The 20046-nt window shown below is 49.2% G+C and carries 23 protein-coding genes; 5 read left to right on the top strand and 18 right to left on the bottom strand.

Annotated features, from left to right (window positions below):
* Positions 1-189: 189 nt before the first annotated feature.
* Positions 190-693: a GNAT family N-acetyltransferase gene (locus C504_RS0113730; protein ID WP_018689937.1), complete on the top strand. Its 504-nt coding sequence runs from the start codon at positions 190-192 to the stop codon at positions 691-693.
* A 60-nt stretch (positions 694-753) separates the two neighbouring features.
* On the opposite strand, the gene C504_RS0113725 is transcribed toward C504_RS0113730, so the two are convergent.
* From C504_RS0113725 to C504_RS0113685, 9 genes are all read right to left on the bottom strand, one after another.
* Positions 754-1161: a F0F1 ATP synthase subunit epsilon gene (locus tag C504_RS0113725; RefSeq protein WP_018689936.1), complete on the bottom strand. Its 408-nt coding sequence runs from the start codon at positions 1159-1161 to the stop codon at positions 754-756.
* A gap of 5 nt (positions 1162-1166) precedes the next feature.
* Positions 1167-1367 carry a hypothetical protein gene (locus C504_RS0113720; protein ID WP_018689935.1) on the bottom strand — a complete coding sequence of 67 codons (201 nt, stop codon included), beginning with the start codon at positions 1365-1367 and terminating at the stop codon, positions 1167-1169.
* 26 nt (positions 1368-1393) lie between these two features.
* Entirely contained in the window at positions 1394-2935 is a 1542-nt protein-coding gene (gene atpD, locus C504_RS0113715; RefSeq protein WP_018689934.1) for a F0F1 ATP synthase subunit beta, read from the bottom strand.
* 17 nt (positions 2936-2952) lie between these two features.
* Positions 2953-3837, bottom strand: coding sequence for a F0F1 ATP synthase subunit gamma (locus tag C504_RS0113710; protein ID WP_018689933.1), 885 nt, complete (start codon positions 3835-3837; stop codon positions 2953-2955).
* A gap of 33 nt (positions 3838-3870) precedes the next feature.
* The gene (gene atpA / locus C504_RS0113705) at positions 3871-5400 is read right to left on the bottom strand and encodes a F0F1 ATP synthase subunit alpha (RefSeq protein WP_018689932.1); all 1530 of its coding nucleotides are present in this window, start codon (positions 5398-5400) and stop codon (positions 3871-3873) included.
* Positions 5400-5957, bottom strand: a complete 558-nt coding sequence (locus tag C504_RS0113700; RefSeq protein ID WP_425393381.1) for a F0F1 ATP synthase subunit delta — start codon at positions 5955-5957, stop codon at positions 5400-5402. The genes atpA and C504_RS0113700 overlap by 1 nt, the downstream gene beginning before the upstream one ends.
* Before the next feature lie 196 nt (positions 5958-6153).
* Entirely contained in the window at positions 6154-6546 is a 393-nt protein-coding gene (locus tag C504_RS0113695) for an AGROH133_08824 family phage infection protein (RefSeq protein ID WP_018689930.1), read from the bottom strand.
* A complete protein-coding gene (locus C504_RS0113690; protein ID WP_018689929.1) occupies positions 6546-7448 on the bottom strand; it encodes a DMT family transporter in 903 nt (300 codons plus the stop codon). Before C504_RS0113690 ends, C504_RS0113695 begins: the two co-directional genes overlap by 1 nt.
* A 42-nt stretch (positions 7449-7490) precedes the next feature.
* A complete protein-coding gene (locus tag C504_RS0113685; RefSeq protein WP_018689928.1) occupies positions 7491-8327 on the bottom strand; it encodes a helix-turn-helix domain-containing protein in 837 nt (278 codons plus the stop codon).
* Positions 8328-8453: 126 nt separating this feature from the next.
* Here C504_RS0113685 and C504_RS0113680 point away from each other — a divergent pair, with 126 nt between their 5' ends.
* Complete coding sequence (locus C504_RS0113680; RefSeq protein ID WP_018689927.1) at positions 8454-8657, top strand: DUF2061 domain-containing protein; 204 nt, start codon at positions 8454-8456, stop codon at positions 8655-8657.
* Between the two features lie 755 nt (positions 8658-9412).
* Here C504_RS0113680 and C504_RS0113670 read toward each other — a convergent pair.
* Positions 9413-9793 (bottom strand): VOC family protein, encoded by a 381-nt coding sequence (locus C504_RS0113670; RefSeq protein ID WP_018689925.1) that lies wholly within the window; start codon positions 9791-9793, stop codon positions 9413-9415.
* A gap of 93 nt (positions 9794-9886) precedes the next feature.
* On the opposite strand from C504_RS0113670, the gene C504_RS17940 reads away from it, so the two are divergent.
* Complete coding sequence (locus C504_RS17940) at positions 9887-10375, top strand: winged helix-turn-helix transcriptional regulator (RefSeq protein ID WP_245555207.1); 489 nt, start codon at positions 9887-9889, stop codon at positions 10373-10375.
* Positions 10376-10396: 21 nt separating this feature from the next.
* On the opposite strand, the gene C504_RS0113665 is transcribed toward C504_RS17940, so the two are convergent.
* Complete coding sequence (locus C504_RS0113665) at positions 10397-12595, bottom strand: primosomal protein N' (RefSeq protein WP_018689924.1); 2199 nt, start codon at positions 12593-12595, stop codon at positions 10397-10399.
* Between the two features lie 75 nt (positions 12596-12670).
* Here C504_RS0113665 and fsa point away from each other — a divergent pair, with 75 nt between their 5' ends.
* Entirely contained in the window at positions 12671-13327 is a 657-nt protein-coding gene (gene fsa / locus C504_RS0113660; protein ID WP_018689923.1) for a fructose-6-phosphate aldolase, read from the top strand.
* A 75-nt stretch (positions 13328-13402) separates the two neighbouring features.
* Positions 13403-14092: an SDR family oxidoreductase gene (locus tag C504_RS0113655; protein ID WP_018689922.1), complete on the top strand. Its 690-nt coding sequence runs from the start codon at positions 13403-13405 to the stop codon at positions 14090-14092.
* On the opposite strand, the gene C504_RS0113650 is transcribed toward C504_RS0113655, so the two are convergent.
* From C504_RS0113650 to C504_RS18400, 7 genes are all read right to left on the bottom strand, one after another.
* On the bottom strand, positions 14089-14991 hold the full coding sequence (locus C504_RS0113650; protein ID WP_018689921.1) for a 1-acyl-sn-glycerol-3-phosphate acyltransferase: 903 nt from the start codon (positions 14989-14991) through the stop codon (positions 14089-14091). The genes C504_RS0113655 and C504_RS0113650 overlap by 4 nt on opposite strands.
* Before the next feature lie 142 nt (positions 14992-15133).
* The gene (gene msrA / locus C504_RS0113645; RefSeq protein ID WP_018689920.1) at positions 15134-15781 is read right to left on the bottom strand and encodes a peptide-methionine (S)-S-oxide reductase MsrA; all 648 of its coding nucleotides are present in this window, start codon (positions 15779-15781) and stop codon (positions 15134-15136) included.
* Positions 15782-15961: 180 nt separating this feature from the next.
* Positions 15962-16741, bottom strand: coding sequence for a succinate dehydrogenase iron-sulfur subunit (locus C504_RS0113640; protein WP_018689919.1), 780 nt, complete (start codon positions 16739-16741; stop codon positions 15962-15964).
* Positions 16742-16750: 9 nt separating this feature from the next.
* The gene (sdhA, locus tag C504_RS0113635; RefSeq protein ID WP_018689918.1) at positions 16751-18598 is read right to left on the bottom strand and encodes a succinate dehydrogenase flavoprotein subunit; all 1848 of its coding nucleotides are present in this window, start codon (positions 18596-18598) and stop codon (positions 16751-16753) included.
* Entirely contained in the window at positions 18598-18978 is a 381-nt protein-coding gene (sdhD, locus tag C504_RS0113630) for a succinate dehydrogenase, hydrophobic membrane anchor protein (RefSeq protein WP_018689917.1), read from the bottom strand. The genes sdhA and sdhD overlap by 1 nt, the downstream gene beginning before the upstream one ends.
* Positions 18979-18989: 11 nt before the next feature.
* Positions 18990-19382, bottom strand: a complete 393-nt coding sequence (gene sdhC / locus C504_RS0113625; RefSeq protein ID WP_026317507.1) for a succinate dehydrogenase, cytochrome b556 subunit — start codon at positions 19380-19382, stop codon at positions 18990-18992.
* 214 nt (positions 19383-19596) lie between these two features.
* On the bottom strand, positions 19597-19905 hold the full coding sequence (locus tag C504_RS18400; RefSeq protein ID WP_156815954.1) for a hypothetical protein: 309 nt from the start codon (positions 19903-19905) through the stop codon (positions 19597-19599).
* Between the last annotated feature and the right edge of the window lie 141 nt (positions 19906-20046).

Genomic DNA, 20046 nt, shown 5'->3' with positions numbered 1-20046 from the left:
GCCATGCATGACGCTGCCATTGAAGCACTAAAAATTAGTTAAAATTGACGCTATGTCATTAACAATTACAATCGTCATGCGACACGCTTACTGCATACATTGATTTCTAATCACGCCGTGAATTTTAATGTCATATATGCGATATAGCTAAGAACGGATCACGATGATTTTAAATCAGCAGGTTTTACCATGATACTCGACAAGACCATTTTCGCACCTTCCACATATGCTCAGATCGACGCTGTTAAAATCGTTCATGAACGCGCATTTGGCGCAAGCTTTGAACCTAATTTGGTGGAAGCACTTCTGCTATCAGATATTCCAACGCTCGATATGGCTGCATTTATCGACACACAGATCGTTGGCCATGCATTGCTTACAGCACTTGAGGGCCAAGACCGCGCTTTGGCGCTCGCGCCACTAGCCGTTGATCCAGATTGGCGCGATTTTTTAATCGGAACAGAAATTGTTCGCCGCTTGATTGACGAAGCAAAAGCGCAAGGCTGGAAAAGCATATTTGTCTTAGGCGATCCAGTTTATTATGGGCGCTTTGGGTTTAACTCCCAATTGGCGGAGCGCGTTCAATGTGCTTTCCAATGCCGCGAATTTCAAGCACTTGAGCTTGAAGAAGGCGCACTTGCAAATGCTTCTGGTGAATTGCTTTACCCAGCACAATTCGCGGCCGTGGGCTAAACCCCAGACATGAAAAAGCCGCCCATTAGGCGGCCAATCAAAGCGAAATTTTAAAAGCGATTAAGCTGGTAGAATTTGCTGATTAAGTGTTGTCAGCTGTGCAAGATAATTATTTGCCTTGGCTTGATCTTCGCCTTCGGTCGCAGCCGCTGCATCAGCCTTTGCAGCCTCAATACGCGCATCAAGATCAGCTTTGTTAACGTCAGACACGGCAACAGCAGATTCTGCAAGAATTGTGCATGATGTTGGAAGAACATCAATAAAGCCGCCAAAGATGACGTAATCTTCTTGTTTGCCTTCAGCAGTCGTCACTTTCGCAACACCGGGTTGCAAAGTTGACATTGTCGCTGCGTGGTTAGCCATCACCGTGAAATAGCCGTCACTACCAGGTACAACAACCTGTGTGACTTGCTCAGATAGAAGCAGGCGCTCCGGAGAAACCAACTCGAATGTAAATGCGTCAGCCATAAATATTACTCAACTTCGCTCTGTGGCAAAAGTGAACCCAAAAAGCCTAATCCAGCGCCGATCAAAGAACCAACAATGAGATTAAAGCTTACTGAATTATCATAGTCCAGACCGAAAAACTGGTCGAGAGTACTCGGTCCGATAAGCAGTCCGACAAGGAAACCGGCGAATGTAAGTTCCGCAATAAATTGCAACCTATTATTCATCACCGGCTCCTTTCGAGCTATTTCAATTATGCAGCTTCCGCTGCAAGTTTCTGTGCTTTCTCAAGCGCTTCTTCAATGGAACCTACCATGTAGAAGGCAGCTTCTGGCAAATGGTCATAATCACCAGCTACCAAGCCTTTGAAGCCCTTAATTGTGTCTTCAAGTGCAACCAGTTTACCCGGTGCGCCTGTAAACACTTCAGCCACGAAGAACGGCTGAGAAAGGAAGCGCTCAACTTTACGTGCGCGCGCAACAACCAACTTATCTTCTTCAGAAAGCTCGTCCATACCCAAAATAGCAATAATATCTTGAAGCGATTTGTAACGCTGCAAAGTAGACTGCACCATACGGGCAACTTCATAGTGCTCTTCACCAACGATTTGTGGGTCAAGCATACGTGATGTTGAATCAAGCGGGTCAACCGCAGGATAAATACCTTTTTCAGCAATCGCACGGTTAAGCGTTGTTGTCGCATCCAAATGCGCAAACGATGTCGCAGGCGCCGGGTCGGTCAAGTCATCGGCAGGAACGTAAATCGCCTGAACCGAAGTGATCGAACCTTTTTGCGTCGTTGTAATACGCTCCTGCATCTGACCCATGTCAGTTGCAAGTGTTGGCTGGTAACCAACCGCTGAAGGAATACGGCCAAGAAGCGCTGACACTTCTGAACCGGCCTGTGTAAAGCGGAAAATGTTATCAACGAAGAACAACACGTCCTGGCCTTTATCACGGAAGTCTTCCGCAATTGTAAGACCTGTCAAAGCAACACGGGCACGCGCACCTGGCGGCTCGTTCATCTGACCGTATACGAGAGCTGCTTTTGAGCCTTCGCCGCCGCCTTTGACGTTAACGCCAGAATCGATGAATTCGTAGTAAAGGTCGTTACCTTCACGTGTACGCTCGCCAACGCCAGCAAACACAGAATAACCACCATGCGCTTTCGCGATGTTGTTGATCAATTCCTGAATAAGAACCGTTTTACCAACACCAGCACCACCGAACAGACCAATTTTACCGCCACGCGCATATGGTGCGAGAAGGTCGATAACTTTAATGCCAGTTTCAAGGATCGCAGCTTCAGTTGATTGCTCAACATAAGCAGGCGCTTCAGCGTGAATTGGACGCAAAGTTTTTGACTTGATCGGACCAGCTTCATCAACCGGCTCGCCGATAACGTTGATGATACGGCCAAGCATTTCTTCGCCAACAGGAACCAAGATCGGTGCGCCTGTGTCTCTTACTTCTTGACCGCGAACCAAACCTTCAGTTGAGTCCATCGCGATACAGCGAACTGTGTTCTCGCCCAAGTGCTGTGCAACTTCGAGAACCAAACGGTTGCCGAGGTTGTCAGTTTCAAGCGCGTTAAGAATCGCTGGCAGATTATCCGTGAACTTAACGTCCACAACCGCGCCGATGACCTGAGAAACCGTGCCAATTGCACCGGACTTTGCCGCTGCTGAGCGTGACGGCGCTTTTGATGCAGCAGCTTTCGCTGGTGCCTTACGCGCTGGCGCTTTTTTAGCTGGTGCCTTAGCCGGAGCCGCAGCTTTTGCTGGTGCTTTTGCCATTTTGACTACCCTTTTCCTTACAGCGCTTCCGCGCCCGAGATAATTTCAATAAGTTCTTTAGTAATTTGCGCCTGACGCTGGCGGTTATAGCTCATTGTCAGCTTGTCGATCATTTCACCGGCGTTACGGGTCGCATTGTCCATAGCGGACATTTTTGAGCCCATTTCACCAGCAACATTTTCAAGCAATGCGCGGAAAATTTGAACCGAGATATTGCGCGGGATGAGATCATCCAAAATGGCACTGGCATCTGGCTCGTATTCGTACATCGCAGATGCCGCATTAGCAGCTTCTGTCTCGTCAACTTCTGGCGCAGCAGCTGGAATGAGTTGAAGACCCGTTGGCACCTGATTGATCACTGAGCGGAACTCAGAATAGTACAATGTGCAAACGTCAAACTCACCTGCAGCAAACATCGTCATAACGCGCTTGCCGATAGCATCAGCATTTGCAAAGCCGATATTCTTCACTTCACGCAAATCGATACGGTCAATAATCAACGCTGCAAATTCACGGCGAAGAATATCATACCCTTTTTTACCGACGCAGAGGATTTTCACCTCTTTGCCTTCAGCTTGAAGCTTACGCACATCATCACGCACAAAGCGCGCAATAGATGAGTTAAAGCCGCCACAAAGGCCACGCTCGGATGTACAAGCGATCAACAAATGCGTTTTGTCGCTTCCCGTACCGGTCATCAGTTTCGGCGCATCTTCACCCGATACAGTGGCTGCAATATTAGCAAGCACCGAACCCATGCGCTGCGAATAAGGACGCGCAGCTTCTGCCGCATCTTGCGCACGGCGCAATTTTGCAGCAGCAACCATTTGCATGGCTTTTGTGATTTTCTGCGTTGCCTTAACCGACGAGATGCGGTTTCTAAGGTCCTTCAATGAAGGCATATCTTATAACCCTTACCTAAGAGCCTCGCTAAATTAAGCGAAGCTCTTTGCGAATGCCTCAATTGCAGATTTCAGCGCTTCTTCTGTTGAATCAGTTAGCTTCTGTTCTTTTGCAATCGTTTCGAGAATGGATTTTCCTTCACCGCGCATATGCGTCAGAAGGCCTTGCTCAAACTCACCAACCTTGTTGACTGGAAGCTTATCAAGATAACCTTTCACGCCAGCAAAGATAACAGCAACCTGCTCTTCCGTTTTAAGCGGCGAGAACTGTGGCTGTTTAAGCAATTCTGTCAAACGCGCACCACGGTTCAGCAAACGCTGTGTGGAAGCATCAAGGTCGGAGCCGAACTGCGCAAACGCAGCCATTTCGCGGTACTGAGCAAGCTCACCCTTAATAGAACCAGCAACCTGTTTCATCGCTTTAATCTGCGCAGCAGAACCAACACGAGAAACCGATAGACCAACGTTCACAGCAGGACGAATACCCTGGAAGAACAAGTCCGTTTCAAGGAAGATCTGACCGTCAGTGATCGAAATCACGTTAGTCGGAATATAAGCAGAAACGTCGTTCGCCTGTGTTTCAATAACCGGCAAAGCCGTCAATGAACCAGAGCCTTCGTCTTCGTTCAATTTCGCTGCACGCTCAAGAAGGCGTGAGTGAAGATAGAAAACGTCACCAGGATAAGCTTCACGGCCCGGAGGACGACGAAGAAGAAGTGACATCTGACGATAAGCAACAGCCTGTTTTGAAAGGTCATCATAACCGATCAAAGCGTGCATGCCGTTGTCGCGGAAATATTCACCCATTGTACAGCCTGCAAATGGTGCAAGGAACTGCAGTGGAGCAGGATCAGATGCTGTCGCAGCAATGATGATTGAATAAGGAAGCGCGCCGCGCTCCTCAAGAACCTTCACGAACTGGGCAACAGTTGAACGCTTCTGACCAACCGCAACATAGATACAGTAAAGCTTTTCGCTTTCTGTGCCTGTCTCGTGTGCTGGCTTCTGGTTCAAGAATGTATCAAGAATGATCGCTGTCTTACCTGTTTGGCGGTCGCCAATGATAAGTTCGCGCTGACCACGGCCAACAGGGATCAAAGCATCGATAGCTTTAAGACCAGTAGACATTGGCTCATGAACAGATTTACGTGGGATAATGCCCGGCGCCTTAACGTCAACGCGCATGCGCTTTTCAGCTTTGATAGGGCCTTTGCCATCAATCGGGTTACCGAGCGGGTCGACAACACGGCCAAGAAGACCTTTACCAACCGGCACATCCACAATCGCGCCTGTACGCTTAACTGTGTCACCTTCTTTAATGTCACGGTCAGCACCAAAGATAACAACACCTACGTTGTCTTCTTCGAGGTTGAGCGCCATGCCACGAATGCCACCAGGGAATTCGACCATCTCACCAGCCTGAACTTTGTCCAAACCGTAGATACGGGCAATACCGTCACCTACAGATAGAACTTGTCCAACCTCGGAAATCTCAGCTTCTTTGCCGAAATTCTTGATTTGGTCTTTAAGTATTGCAGAAATCTCTGCCGCGCGAATGTCCATCATCCGACCTCTTTGAGCGAAATCTTAAGTGAGGAGAGTTTGGTCTTTAGTGATGTATCGATCTGGCGTGAGCCGACCTTCACTATCAAACCTCCGAGAATTGACGGATCAACTGTTACGTTGAGCGTCACGTCTTTGCCGGCAACATCTTTCAATGCAACCTTCAATTCTTTTTCCTGAGCAGCAGTCAACTTTGTGGCCACAGTCACATCAGCAGACACTTCACCGCGGCCATCGGCTGCGATTTCACGAAATGCTTTAATGATGGAAGGCACTGCAAAGAGGCGGCGATTGCCAGCAACTACTTTGAGGAAATTTGTAACAAGCGGGTGAAAACCTGCTTTGGCAGTAATGCCGTTAATTGCTGCCACTTGATCGTCTGATGAAAAGACAGGACTTTCAATAAGGCGCTTTAGGTCGGCACTGCCGGAAACCATAGCTTCGAACGCATCAAGCGATGCTTCGACCTTGGTTGCAGCCTTCGCATCAACAGCAAGTTCATACAATGAACCCGCATAACGCGCGGCAACTTGAGAGGTAGGAGACGATGTAGCCACAGGCAATCACTTCTCTTAGCTAGATAATGTTAAAGGGCTCCAAAACGGATTAAAGCCCTAACACGTTGATTAAATTGTTTTTTTTAAACACTTAGGATCTACAAGCCGCAACCCCTAAGCAAGATGATGGCGATCTAGCATAGGGTTTAGCATGGTGCAAGGTGTTGAACCTACTCTTTTGTCGCATATAAAAGGCTTAAAATAACGCTGTATAGCCATAAATCAGCGGTCCAGCCGCCAATGCGGCCTCCATTGCTATCGAAATCCAGTTAAAACGCGTGTTGCCACGGTCAACGATAATCGAAACCAAACGGCCTAATGCGGTGAATGCCCAGCCTGCGCCCAGCGTCAGCCATAATAACGGCTGGCTAAAGAGAATCGCTAGAATACCGACGCCAAAATAGAACCCAGCCATTGTCGCACGACTTTCCGATAAAGCCTCCGGCACACCTTCAGCGGTGCGCAAGCGCAAAATCTGAAATGCCTTGCGCGGTGCCAAAAGAAGAATCAGTCCGAAGCCAATCGTTATATATGCCGATGCGAGCGCAAACCATTCGCCTGCAGGCTCATTGATAATCACTTCTTGCATTATGCCCTCTTTCTAAGTTTGTGCTCGCGGTACCACAGATAAAGGCCCGACCCCGCGACAACCATCATACCCAATACGGTCCAGCCGTCAGGCAGATCACCAAAAATAAGAAACCCGAGCAATGTCATCCATATGATCTGCGTATAGATGAACGGCGTAACCTTTGCCGCATCGGCAAGCTTGCTTGCTTTAATCAACCCCATATGGCCAACCATGCCCGCCATGCCCGCTAGAGCAAAAGCAAACCAGTCAGACATTTGCTGCGGCATCTGCGCTTCAGGAATACCAAGTGGTGCAAAGATAAGCACACCAAAGAAGCAGGAATAAAAGATCAGGCTTTCCGGCGTTTCAACCGAAGCCAGCTTTCGTGTCAGCACCAGATAGAACGAATTGCACAGCATTGAGCCGATGATCAGCAGGACCGGCCAGCTAAAAACATCTGTTCCCGGCCGCACAACAATCAACACACCGATAAATCCGATAAAAATCGCAATCCATCGGCGCGGCCCTGCCCATTCACCCAGCATAGGACCAGCCAGAACAGCAACCACAATAGGAGAAGCAAGCAGCACAGAAATTGTTTCGGCAAGTTGCAAATATTGAAGCGCAAGAAAATTGAAGCACGTCATCGCGGGCAGTAAAAGTCCACGGCAAACCTGCAGCACAGGCCGCTCCATCTTCCATAGTTTTGGATTAATCCAACCCTTAAAGAACAGGAGCAAAAACAGAGCTTGAATCGCAAACCTGACCCAAACAACAAAAAACACTGCCTGCCCACCAACCACAAGCCATTTGGCTGACGCATCGAGCAGTGAAAAACAGAAGAACGAAAACAGCGCAATACCAATAGCAATCGGCGGCATTGGTATTTCTGCGATAGGAGATTTGGTTTGCAAGATCATATGTCCGAATAAGTGCTTCAATCGCTCTGGCAGATTTACCCCTTAAAGAAAAGACCGGATAACCTGCGCCGCCGAGCGTGCATCAACACTAGAGGCACGCACCAATTCATCAAAATGACGGGTTAAACCCTGCACCTGTTTGCGCTCTCGAAACACCATATAGAACTGCCCGACATAAACAGCGGCAATCAACGGTCCGAAAATTACCAAGGGCGCAGAATGGACTTTGCGGCTGGAAAATAAATAAAGCCGCACGGACGGGTAAAGATCGCCGCATTGTTTTGCCATATGCATTATCTGCTCAACACGCACATCCTTGGGTATTCCTTCAAAATAACCCTCGCCGCGCGCCAATGATTTCACCGTCTCTATCGGTACACAAATTTCATAATCCGACCCCGGGGCTTGTAGCCAATCGGCTGTATCGCGCATCGCCGCACTGGCCTGTTCAGGCGTTTTGTCCTGAAACAACTCATATTCCCATTCCAGCATCGCGCCGGTTTTCAAAATATCAGGCAGCGTTGTCGGTACGGCGCGAATTTTATGCCCCGCCGCCTCACGGTGCCAAGCGATCAATTGCTCATCGGCAGGCGTGCGCTGTGCATCGGCAAAATTCAAACCTGCGCTCAGCAATTGCGCTGCCCGCTCGGAACGATCCGACAAGCCAAGCAACCAATCAGCGCTTACACCGAGTGCCGCCGCAAATTCAGCCGCTATGTGCGCATTGGGCAAGCGCGCATCTTCACCATTGAGAATTTGCGCAACAGTTGAACGGTCAATACCTGCATCACGCGACAGCTGTGAACGGCTGATTTTCGCAGCAGTGAGCCGCTCGACAACACGGTCACGAAATAATGCGGCTCTATCTAGCTTGTTCATTTAATCTACTTTGGTGTTTTTTTTAAACATTATGGACTTAATGTTTCACTCTTTCCAAATTCCGGCAAGCCAAAATATGCGGTACGTAAACCACATCTGAACACATTCGAATCGAAGGAGCCCACATTGGAACTGCCGCGCAGAACATTTGTCAAAGCCATCACATGGCAATTACTTGGCATAGCGACCATGACCCTGCTTGCGCTTTTTCAATCCGGCAATCTGATTGATTCGATCATGCTTGCACTGTCCGCCAGCGCGACAGGCTTTGTGTTCTATTTTATCCATGAACGGTTTTGGTCAAAAATACGCTGGGGCCGCAGAGCGTAGAATAAAAGTGTCATAATTAATCTTTACTAGAATGAATTAACTTTGGAACTATTGACAAGAACAATAGCCGCACACAACAGTTACGCTTCGTAAAGTATTAATATCGGGAGGCACTATGAAATCATATCTATCAGTTGGATTATCAGGCATAGCATCACTAGCGCTTATGGCGTGCAGTGAAACAGCGGGCAGCTCAAGCGAAGCTTCAGTAAGTTCTAATTTTCAAATCTCGTCGGTTTCTGTTTCGCCTCTCACTTTAAACAACGTTTGCAAACAACTTGGAGGGCAAGGCACAGCTCCAACATTGACCATTAAGCACTCTGCAGTTGGCGGCGTTCCAATTAAAATACGTATGTGGGACAAAATTAGCAACGGAAACACATACGAGCACCGTCGCACACGCGTTATGTCAAACGCTTCAGGCACAACAACGGTAAATCACAAATTTCTACCGCCTTGTAACACGACTGGAAATTCTGTTTCTAACTATCGCTTCGATGTAAGCGCGAGTGGGTCAAGTACAACAAAAGTTTGGGGCGGCTACGACTCACGAAGCAAAACAATACGCTAATAGTAAATAACTAAATCCGCGGAGTTACAAAAAGCTCTGCGGATCGATATCGATCTGCACTTTAACTGCCCCGCGCCGAGCAGTTTAGATATTCATCAACGACAGAGCCGAATTATACCCTTTAAAAGAGTTCGGCTGCGGCAATACCCATCTGAATATATGCCGCAGCATTTGCAGCTGCCAATCATGCGGCTCCATTTGTCAAATCTTGAGCGAGCATCATAGCATTGCCGTCAGGGTCATAAAAGGTTGCGGTCTTGACCATGCCTTCAATCACATCGGTTTCACCATCAAATTTGACTTTGGCCTGTTCCAACTTTTGTCTTGCAGAATCCAAATCAGCTATGCCGAACACAGGAACACAATTGCCCGGCACGGGCTTAGTGTGCTCTCCAAGCCCGATTGTAACCCCTTGAGTGTTTGTTTGCAGTTCTGACCAACCTGCATCGTCTGCGTGGTAGATCGTCTTAAACCCGAGCATTTTTTCGTACCACGCAGCGCTTACATGCCGATCCTTAACCGACAATGCGATGTTTATGGTGTTATCCAACGAAATAAGTGACATGGTCTTTCCTTTTGTCATTAAATATACTAACTATACTTTATGGACATAAAAACATTTGTCAACATCACATCAAGAGCGTGGGCTCTCCCCATATTGTCGAACCTGCACGCTGGCATTGCTGGGCGTCAGGCTACACTTCTGGCTGCAACAGGCGCCAGCAGAACCGCATTCACACAAAGTCTGGATCATCTAATCGAATTAGGGCTAATGGAAAGAAACCCCGGTTATGACCATCCATTACGCCCTGAATTTCGGCTCACACAACAAGGTATTGCCGCCGCTGCTATTGCGAACAAAATTCAAACTCTATCGGCAGGAGAAGGGCAGGATTTGCTTCGTAAGTCTTGGACTTTGCCGGTGTTAACATCGCTTCACGTGCCGTGTCACTTCAATGACATCAAACGAAACCTACACACAATAACCGACCGAGCGTTGTCGCAATCCCTAAAATCCATGGAATCCAGAAGCTGGGTGGCACGCAGCGTGGATGAGACCGCACGCCCGCCAAGGTCGATATATAGCGCTATAAACACAGGCGCAGTGCTAAGCAGTGTCACCGCGCCTGAAATTAGATTTTCATAATTTGAATTAAGATCGCTACGCTTACAAAAAGCTCTGCGGATCGACATCGATCTGCACTTTAACCGACCCGCGCGGACGCGGTGCCTTGCTAATCATCTCACGCAAATAAGCCTGCACATTTGTGCGTGGATCACCGTGGACCAAAATACGGAACCGATGACGCCCGCGCACCATCGCAATTGGCGCTTCGGCAGGCCCGAGCACCATCACATCTTTGGCAATAGGTGCTGCACCGCGCAAAGCGCGGCCATGTTGTTCCGCCTCCAGCCTTGTCGCTGCCGAAATGATCAGCGAGGCCAAACGGCCAAATGGCGGCATTTTACCCCGTTCGCGCTCATCAATTTGTTTTTCATAAAACGCATCCATATCGCCCGATATAATCGCCTGCATAACAGGATGTTCCGGCTGAAAAGTTTGCAGCAAACCGACGGACTTTTTACCGGTTCGCCCTGCACGGCCAGTCACCTGCGATAAAAGTTGAAACGTGCGTTCGGCGGCACGCGGATCGCCATTGGCAAGACCCAAATCAGAATCAACCACGCCCACCATCGTCATGTTTGGAAAGTTGTGTCCCTTGGCAACAAGCTGCGTGCCGATCACAATATCAGCTTCGCCCTTGGCAATCGCATCCATTTCTAGCCGCAAGCGTTTTACCCCGCCCGTCATATCGGACGACAGCACAATAATGCGCGCATCGGGAAAGTGCGAAAGCGTTTCTTCGGCGATGCGCTCAATGCCAGGGCCACACGCAACCAAATGGTCAAAGGTTCCGCATTCAGGACATGATTCAGGCACATGTTCATTATGCCCACAATGGTGGCACACAAGCTGTTTGCGAAAACGGTGCTCCACCAGCCAAGCCGAACAATTACTACACTCGAAACGATGCCCGCAGGCACGGCATAGTGTGAGCGGTGCATAGCCGCGACGGTTCAAAAACAACAAGCTCTGCTCGCCGCGCTCAAGCGTTTCCTGCATCGCTTCGATGAGCGCTGGCGATATAAACCCACCGCGCTGTGGCGGCGATTTGCGCATATCAATCGCTTTCAGCGTTGGCAGGGCAGCATCGGCATAGCGCTTATCAAGGCGCTCATATTTATAGCGGCCTTCTTGCGCATTGTGGCGCGTTTCAACCGATGGCGTGGCTGAGGCTAAAATAACCGGATAGCCGCCCAAATGCGCCCGAACAACGGCCATATCGCGTGCGTTATAAAAAACACGGTCCTCTTGTTTATAAGCAGCATCATGCTCCTCATCGACAATGATCAACCCTAAATTTTGAAACGGAAGATAAAGCGCCGAGCGCGCGCCGGCCACCACTTGCACTTGGCCTTCGGTTACTTGTCGCCAGACGCGTTCGCGTGTGCGCGGTGCCAAATCAGAATGCCATGGCGCAGGTTCGGCCCCGAAACGATCGTGGAAACGCTCAAGAAATACCTGCGTCAACGCAATTTCTGGCAACAGCACAAGCACCTGCTTGCCTTGGCTAATCGCCGCCGCAATCGCTTCAAAATAAACCTCGGTTTTACCCGAGCCTGTGACACCTTCCAAAAGCGTGACAGAAAATTTCTGTTCCGAAACAGTTGCAGCCAACCCTTCGGCAACATCGCGCTGATCGCCGATCAGTTCCGGTTCGCCAAAAGATGGATCAGGCTTTGCAACAATCGGACGAGCCGGAATTTCAATTTCAGAAAACACATTCAGCTTGGTCAAACCATCAATCACCGAGGTCGTTACGCCTGTGGCATGGGCAAGCCCGCTGCGCGTCCAAGCCATTTGCGGCTCTTCTGCGACCTGCTCCATCACCCGCCTGCGCGCATCGGTCAATCGTTCCGGCTGCGTACCGGTTGCGACAATGCCTTTGGTCGGTGGTTCAGGGTCAAATGCGGTCGGCGAGCGCAGCACCATGCGTGCCACCATGCCCGGTGCAGACAATGTATATTTGGCAACCCAGTCAATAAAGCGTAACATGTCGGGGGTGATCGGCGGACAATCGAAAACCTGCGTTACTTCACGCAGCTTTGCCGGATCAATCGGCTTGGCATCTGGCAGATCTTCCACCACCAAGCCAGAAACCTGCCGCGGGCCAAGCGGCACCTGTACAATAGACCCAGGTCCGGCAGTTTGGTCAGCGCGTAGAGCATAGCTATAAGGGACCGGCGAAGGTGTCGGCACCAAAATACTAATCGTTTTAATTTTATTTATCGAATCGTTCACCATAGGCGTGACCTTGCCGCTAGTTTAGTCTAAACGACAAGTTAGAACCTTCATATAGAAACACAAAGGACAGAAACAATGAAATTCTTTGTAGACACAGCCGATATTGGCGACATCCGCGAATTGAACGCAACTGGCCTTCTCGATGGCGTGACAACTAATCCGTCGCTCATTCTTAAATCTGGTCGCAACATTCTTGAAGTGACTAAAGAAATTTGCGCAGAAGTCGATGGTCCCGTTTCAGCAGAAGTCGCTGCAAGCGATTATGAAACGATCATGAAAGAAGCCGCCGTCTTGTCCAAAATTGCAGACAATATCTGCATCAAGCTGCCGCTCACAATGGACGGATTGAAAGCCTGTAAAGCGCTTACATCTGACGGTTACAAAACAAACGTCACACTTTGCTTTTCTGCAAACCAAGCTTTGCTTGCTGCTAAAGCTGGCGCGACATTCATCTCCCCATTTATTGGCCGCCTTGATGACATGGCGATCAACGGCATGGAATTGATCGGCGAAATTCGCACGATCTATGACAATTACGGTTTCTCAACTGAAATTCTTGCGGCCTCTATCCGCACAGTAAATCACGTTAAAGAAGCTGCTCTTATCGGTGCAGACGTTGCAACAATTCCGCCTTCAACATTGAAAGCGCTTGTTAAGCATCCGCTTACAGATAAAGGCCTTGAGCAGTTCACAGCTGACTGGGCAAAAACCGGACAGAATATCGCGGGTTAATCGCCGCCTTAAATCTCGGAACTTAAACAAGCTTCGGTCGTTGCATGGGTACCCAGCAATAACCGGAGCTTTTTTATGAAAACTTTTCTCATCACGGGCGCATCTTCCGGCATTGGCGCTGCCACCGCACGCCGCGCACGCAATGCAGGTTACCGCGTTGTGCTGGCCGCACGATCAAAATCAAAACTTGAAGAATTAGCAAAAGAGCTTGGCGGACCGGAATATGCCATCGCTGTCGCATGCGATGTGACCCAAGACGGCGATCAGGAAAAGCTCATCAGTACCGCCGTTGAAACTTTCGGCTCTATTGATGTTGTTTTTGCCAATGCAGGTTTTGGCGCAACCGGATCAGGCACAGCTGGCGGTGATCCTGAAAACTGGAAAGACATGATTCTCACCAATATCTATGGCTGCATCATGACCTGCCGCACCGCGCTGGATGAAATTAAAAAGTCAAAGGGCCATTTTATATTGACCTCGTCAGTCGCAGGCCGCGTAACGCTTAAAGGCTCGGTTTACGGCGCAACCAAATGGGCGGTCACAGGCTATGGGCGTAATTTGCGCGAAGAAGTCAAAGATGATGGCGTGCGGGTCACATTAATTGAGCCTGGCAAAGTGGACACACCATTTTTCGATGATGGTGCGACCGAAGCACTTCACGCAGAAGACATCGCGCAGGCTGTGATGTATGCAGTCTCACAGCCCGAACATGTCAATGTCTCGGAAATATTGGTAATGCCTAACTACGCCAAACAGGACGACTAACCAAAAGGCGAGACAGCTTTTGGGTCATCGCGCAGCGTGATCTCGCAGTGCTTTTGCAATGTCACGGTTAGATCTTGAACATCACCTTCGAGCGCCGATGTATCAATCGGTTGGCCAATCGTCATCTCAAAGATTTTACCCTTTTTGTTGAGCAGCTCATGGAAAATGGTCATATCGCGCAGCTCTGTATTACGGTGCGCTAAAAGATAGAAAAGCCCTGAATTGCGCGCCTTCATATTCATTGGAATAATCGGCACTTTATAGCGTTTGGCCATTTGCAATGCTGTCGCCATCCAAGGCCGCTCGGTCAGCCCATTTCTGGTCCAATAAGCAATACGGCCAGACGGAAACAGCATAATCGCGCGTTCGTCTTTAAAAGCATTATTGGTTTGCACCAATGTTTGGCGACTTTTCGCCATCGACTTTTGGTCTGCACGCCATTCCACTGGAATGATAATTTCAGAAAGTCTTTGATTGACCCTGATCGCATCGCGGTTGGCAAAAAACACCAAATCATCGCGCTTGTTTTTGATCATGTCATAAACCGCAATACCATCGGCAATACCGGTTGGATGGTTCGACACAAGAATGAACCCACCCTTTTCAGGGATGTTTTCAATGCCTTGAACCGGCACATCAAGCCTCAAAAGCTGGCTAACATATTCAAAGCACTCAAGCCCGCTCATGCCCTGCACTTCGTCAGCCATCTTCACAGCCTGCTTATAGTGCAAAACACCATGCAGCGGCTTTTTGATAACAGGCCAAATCCAATGTTTAATCAGTGTATGTCCGCGCTCATTGATCAATTGATCAACGATGTGCAAATCCTCGTGGCGCGCCACGCCCGCGCTACGCTGCGCAAGCATATCGAAAAAAGCCACTGTGGTCTGATTGTCCATAGCCATGTGTTCCGGTTGGCATATGGTCCCCTATCGCTAATTAATGTCACAACCTTATGACACAAGCGCATAGGCCGTAAAACCACCTTGCGTCAATGCATGCGCAGGGCGGTTTCAATTTTTGATACGAGGCGTGTTATTTTTAACTGCCGTGGCCAGCAACGCCTTGATAAGCAGCATTGCCCCACACTTTTTTAACCGTTTCGTCGCGCCCGCACGCTGCGCGGTACTTCTTATAAGCATCAGCGCGTTTGATAAGGCCAAAACGCGTCAGCTGATTTTCTTGGCTACGATAATAGTTCTGGTGGAAGTCTTCAGCAGCCGTAAAGTTTGGCGCGCCCTTTACAGGTACAGGTAGTTTTTTACCAAGCTGCGTTGATGCATCGGCAAGTGCTGCTTCTGCGGCGGATTTTTCCTCAGGTGTAGAGGCAAAAAGCGCTGGCGCATATGTCATCCCGCGGTCGCAGAACTGCCCGCCACCATCGGTTGGATCAATCGTGCGCAAAAAAGTCGTCACCAGCGTTTTATAGTCCGTGACATCGGAATCATAATCGATTTTGACAACTTCATAGTGACCCGCATGGCTTTTATAAGTTGGGTTGGGGCTTGTGCCGCCAGCAAAACCGGATGTGGTTGCTGTAACGCCTTTGACCTTGTCAAAATCAGATTCAACACACCAAAAACATCCACCCGCAACAACCACTGTTTTGGTTTCAGCAGTGGCTGTTGTCGCTGCACCCGCCGCAAATAGTGCGGCGAGTAAACCAGCTTTTAATGTGGATTTGAGCATGCATAGACTCCATTTAAATTTTATATCTAACAATCTAACGCACACATTATGCTTTAAGTTTCGAAGCGCAATTAAACTTGGCTTCAAACAAACGTGATCAAGGCATGGCACAAACGACCATAACAAAAAGCCCGCAGCTTTGGGCCACGGGCTTTCAAAAATATAGAGTGTGCTCGGTGCTTATACGCGTCGCTCAACCATCATCTTTTTAACTTCAGCAATAGCTTTCGCAGGGTTCAAGCCCTTTGGACATGATTGCGCACAGTTCATGATCGTGTGGCAACGATACAAACGGAACGGATCTTCCAGATCGTCCAGACGCTCACCTGTTGCTTCATCGCGCGAGTCAATCAACCAGCGATAGGCTTGTAGCAAGACCGCAGGGCCGAGGTAACGATCGCCATTCCACCAATAGGATGGGCAAGACGTTGAACAACACGCACACAGAATACATTCATAAAGACCATCCAGTTTCTGGCGGTCTTCATGGCTCTGTTTCCACTCTTTTTCAGGCGCTGGCGTTGTTGTTTTAAGCCAAGGCTCAATCGAACGGTGCTGCGCGTAAAAATTCGTCAAATCTGGCACAAGGTCTTTAACCACGGGCAGATGCGGCAGCGGATAGACTTTCACCGTGCCTTTGACCTCATCCATACCCTTGGTACAGGCCAGCGTGTTTGTGCCGTCAATGTTCATCGCACATGAACCGCAAATGCCTTCGCGGCATGAACGGCGCAATGTCAACGTCGGATCGATTTTGTTTTTGATGTACAAAAGACCATCAAGAACCATCGGCCCGCAATCATCCATATCAATATGATAGGTGTCGATTGTCGGATTGGCATCATCATCTGGCGACCAGCGGTAAATACGGAATTCACGAATATTCTTCGCGCCTTCCGGCTTAGGCCAGCTTTTGCCTTCAGACATCGTCGAGTTTTTTGGGAGTGTTAATTCAGCCATTTTATTTCCTCAATACACCCGTGCTTTCGGCGCGATTTTTGCCAGATCGATACCCGGCTGCAAAAGCTCTGTGTGTACGCCGCGATATTTAAGCGTCACTTCTCCGGCATCCGAAACCCAGCTCAGCGTATGCTTGCGCCAGTTTTCATCATCACGGCCGCCATAAGGACCATCCACATAATCTTCACGTGCATGGCTACCACGGCTCTCTTTACGGGCTTCCGCGCCATAAACAGTTGTGATCGCATTGGCCATCAAGTTTTCAAGCTCTAATGTTTCCACCAGATCAGAATTCCAGATCATCGAGCGGTCGGTGACTTTCAAATCGCTAAGCTGTTTGTAAGCATCGTCCATCCGGCGACAACCGCTTTCAAGCGTTTCTTGCGTGCGGAATACGGCAGCATCTTCCTGCATGATTTTCTGCATAGTCAGGCGCAATTCAGCCGTTGGCGTGCCACCATCAGCATGACGCAGACGGTCAAAGCGCTCCATGATCTTATCGCAAGATTTCTCATTGATATCAGGGATCGCGCTTTCGCGGTCAATCACTTCACCCGCACGAATAGCCGCTGCACGGCCAAACACCACAAGGTCGATCAGCGAGTTAGAACCCAGACGGTTCGCACCATGCACAGATGCACAGCCAGCCTCGCCCACAGCCATCAAGCCCGGCGTTACACGGTCCGGCTCGTCAGCGGTTGGGTTCAAAACTTCGCCCCAATAATTGGTCGGAATACCGCCCATATTATAATGAACTGTTGGCAGAACCGGAATCGGCTCTTTGGTAACATCCACACCAGCGAAAATTTTCGCTGATTCAGAAATACCCGGCAATCGCTCGTTCAAAACCGCAGGGTCCAAATGGTCCAGATGCAGGAAGATATGGTCTTTATCTTTGCCAACACCGCGCCCTTCACGAATTTCCATCGTCATACAGCGTGAGACAACATCGCGGGATGCCAAGTCTTTTGCCGATGGCGCATAACGCTCCATAAAGCGCTCGCCTTCGGAGTTAACCAGATAACCGCCTTCGCCGCGCGCACCTTCCGTAATCAGGCAGCCTGCGCCATAAATTCCGGTTGGGTGAAACTGTACGAATTCCATGTCTTGAAGCGGCAATCCGGCGCGTGCAATCATGCCGCCGCCATCACCAGTACATGTGTGCGCTGATGTTGCCGAGAAATATGCGCGGCCATAACCGCCCGTCGCCAAAACAACCATCTTCGCAGAAAAGCGGTGGATCGTGCCGTCATCAAGGTTCCATGCAACAACACCGGTACAGGTGCCATCATCATCCATGATCAGATCAAGCGCAAAATATTCAATAAAGAACTGCGCATTGTGCTTCAGGCTTTGGCCGTAAAGCGTGTGCAAAATAGCATGGCCTGTGCGGTCTGCCGCAGCACATGTGCGCTGTACGGGCGGTCCCTCACCATAGTTCTGCATGTGGCCGCCGAATGGGCGCTGGTAGATTTTGCCTTCTTCATTGCGGCTAAACGGAACACCATAATGTTCCAGCTCATAAACCGCTTTGGGAGCTTCCATTGCCAGATATTGCATAGCGTCAACATCACCAAGCCAGTCCGAGCCTTTGACCGTGTCATACATATGCCACTGCCATGAATCCGGCGTCATATTTTTCAAGCTAGCAGCAATGCCGCCCTGCGCTGCAACCGTGTGCGAGCGTGTCGGAAAAACTTTTGAAATACAGGCTGTCTTAAAACCTTGTTCGGCCATGCCGAGCGCTGCGCGCAAACCTGCGCCGCCTGCACCAACAACAACAACATCAAACTTATGGTCTTCAAATTTATAGGCTTTGCCGGCAGAACCGGTCGCCTTTGAATCTTGCGTGCTCATTAGTTGGCGAAACCCATTTTTAGAATGGCAAAGATGCTGACAGCAGCAATGACAATTGTGAAAAAGATATTGAGGATCAGCAGCACAAATTTGCTGCTTTCTGTGTGAACATAATCTTCAATGACAACCTGCATACCAAGCTTGGCATGATACAAGCCGCTCAAAATAACGAGCAGTAGAATGACCGCAACAAACGGACTGCCAAGCGTTGCAAGCACAGCCTCATAAGGCTGACCAATGGTCGTAACAATAATCCAAACAAACGCCAGCAGCAGCGGCACATTGGCAAGGGCCGTTAGGCGTTGACGCCAAAAATGCTCGGTGCCTGATTTAGAAGCACCAAGGCCGCGAACGCGTTTAAGAGGTGTAAGCATACTCATATTCGATCCCCTTATGTAACGCTAAAACCAACGATCCAGATCAGGACCGTGATGACGATAGATGCAATCATCGAAGCATAAGCAAGTTTGGTTGATGTGTGTTTATCCATCAGGGCGCCAGTGTCCCAGACGAAATGGCGAATACCGCCAAGCATATGAAGCACGAGTGCCCATGTGTAACCAAACATGACGAGAATGCCGAACCATGAGGCAAAAAAGCCGTTCACCCAATTAAAGTAGGCTTCGCTTGATGCAGCAGCAATGAGCCACCACGCAACCAGCAATGTGCCTGTATAAAGAGCAACGCCCGTAATACGGTGCATGATAGACATGACCATTGTCGGGATAGGCTTATAAATAGAAAGATGCGGTGAAAGCGGCCGCTTCGTAGACGTCGAAGACACGAGAAATCCCCCGAGTTAAACTATGGGGCAATCACAAAATTGCCACCTTTGTTGCAAGTCTTTAAACCCGATATTGGAGTACGTCAAAGTCCTGAACCGTTTGAAACGCCCTAATCTTAAAAAAACAGCACCAAAGTATATCAATCCATTCTTGAAATTGATCACAATTGCGCAAAATCAAGCACATATAGGCTCGTGATTCGCATCAAACGCCTTAACGCTGACAATCAGTTGGTGCTTTGCCGCTGGCAAACCAGCTGGCATTGCGCCCTTCAAAAACCAACGCATAACCAGTTTTACTGTAACGCTCACGTTGACCAGGCGGATCGGCAGGCAACTCTGTTTCAACACCGCGCGAATCAGACACCAAAAGATTTGCGCCTTCACGGCGCACCGTCATCGTAACGCCGCCCGTACAGCGCCATTTCGCTAAAGCTGGCTGGACTGAATTACCAACACCGCCGCCGCCAGATGACGAACAAGCGCTAAGGGTAACAGTGGCGATGAGGGTTGAAAGACCCATTATTTTGTAAAGATAGCGATTCATCGCATTAAAATACAATGTCCCACAGCACCGCGCAATAGTCTGAATACTGCAAAACTGAAGCACATTATTTCCTTGCGGTTTACGCGATAGGTCATAGATTACCCGCGTATAAAGGAT

The sequence above is a fragment of the Ahrensia kielensis DSM 5890 genome (assembly GCF_000374465.1).
In the GTDB taxonomy this organism is placed as follows: Bacteria; Pseudomonadota; Alphaproteobacteria; order Rhizobiales; family Rhizobiaceae; genus Ahrensia; species Ahrensia kielensis.
This window is presented reverse-complemented; position numbering and strand designations above follow the sequence as displayed.

Coding starts and splice junctions, on each gene's coding strand:
- C504_RS0113730 (WP_018689937.1), top strand. CDS start 190: ATGATACTCGACAAGACCATTTTCGCACCTTCCACATATGCTCAGATC.
- C504_RS0113725 (WP_018689936.1), bottom strand. CDS start 1,161: ATGGCTGACGCATTTACATTCGAGTTGGTTTCTCCGGAGCGCCTGCTT.
- C504_RS0113720 (WP_018689935.1), bottom strand. CDS start 1,367: ATGAATAATAGGTTGCAATTTATTGCGGAACTTACATTCGCCGGTTTC.
- atpD (WP_018689934.1), bottom strand. CDS start 2,935: ATGGCAAAAGCACCAGCAAAAGCTGCGGCTCCGGCTAAGGCACCAGCT.
- C504_RS0113710 (WP_018689933.1), bottom strand. CDS start 3,837: ATGCCTTCATTGAAGGACCTTAGAAACCGCATCTCGTCGGTTAAGGCA.
- atpA (WP_018689932.1), bottom strand. CDS start 5,400: ATGGACATTCGCGCGGCAGAGATTTCTGCAATACTTAAAGACCAAATC.
- C504_RS0113695 (WP_018689930.1), bottom strand. CDS start 6,546: ATGCAAGAAGTGATTATCAATGAGCCTGCAGGCGAATGGTTTGCGCTC.
- C504_RS0113690 (WP_018689929.1), bottom strand. CDS start 7,448: ATGATCTTGCAAACCAAATCTCCTATCGCAGAAATACCAATGCCGCCG.
- C504_RS0113685 (WP_018689928.1), bottom strand. CDS start 8,327: ATGAACAAGCTAGATAGAGCCGCATTATTTCGTGACCGTGTTGTCGAG.
- C504_RS0113670 (WP_018689925.1), bottom strand. CDS start 9,793: ATGTCACTTATTTCGTTGGATAACACCATAAACATCGCATTGTCGGTT.
- C504_RS0113665 (WP_018689924.1), bottom strand. CDS start 12,595: ATGGTGAACGATTCGATAAATAAAATTAAAACGATTAGTATTTTGGTG.
- fsa (WP_018689923.1), top strand. CDS start 12,671: ATGAAATTCTTTGTAGACACAGCCGATATTGGCGACATCCGCGAATTG.
- C504_RS0113655 (WP_018689922.1), top strand. CDS start 13,403: ATGAAAACTTTTCTCATCACGGGCGCATCTTCCGGCATTGGCGCTGCC.
- C504_RS0113650 (WP_018689921.1), bottom strand. CDS start 14,991: ATGGACAATCAGACCACAGTGGCTTTTTTCGATATGCTTGCGCAGCGT.
- msrA (WP_018689920.1), bottom strand. CDS start 15,781: ATGCTCAAATCCACATTAAAAGCTGGTTTACTCGCCGCACTATTTGCG.
- C504_RS0113640 (WP_018689919.1), bottom strand. CDS start 16,741: ATGGCTGAATTAACACTCCCAAAAAACTCGACGATGTCTGAAGGCAAA.
- sdhA (WP_018689918.1), bottom strand. CDS start 18,598: ATGAGCACGCAAGATTCAAAGGCGACCGGTTCTGCCGGCAAAGCCTAT.
- sdhD (WP_018689917.1), bottom strand. CDS start 18,978: ATGAGTATGCTTACACCTCTTAAACGCGTTCGCGGCCTTGGTGCTTCT.
- C504_RS18400 (WP_156815954.1), bottom strand. CDS start 19,905: ATGGGTCTTTCAACCCTCATCGCCACTGTTACCCTTAGCGCTTGTTCG.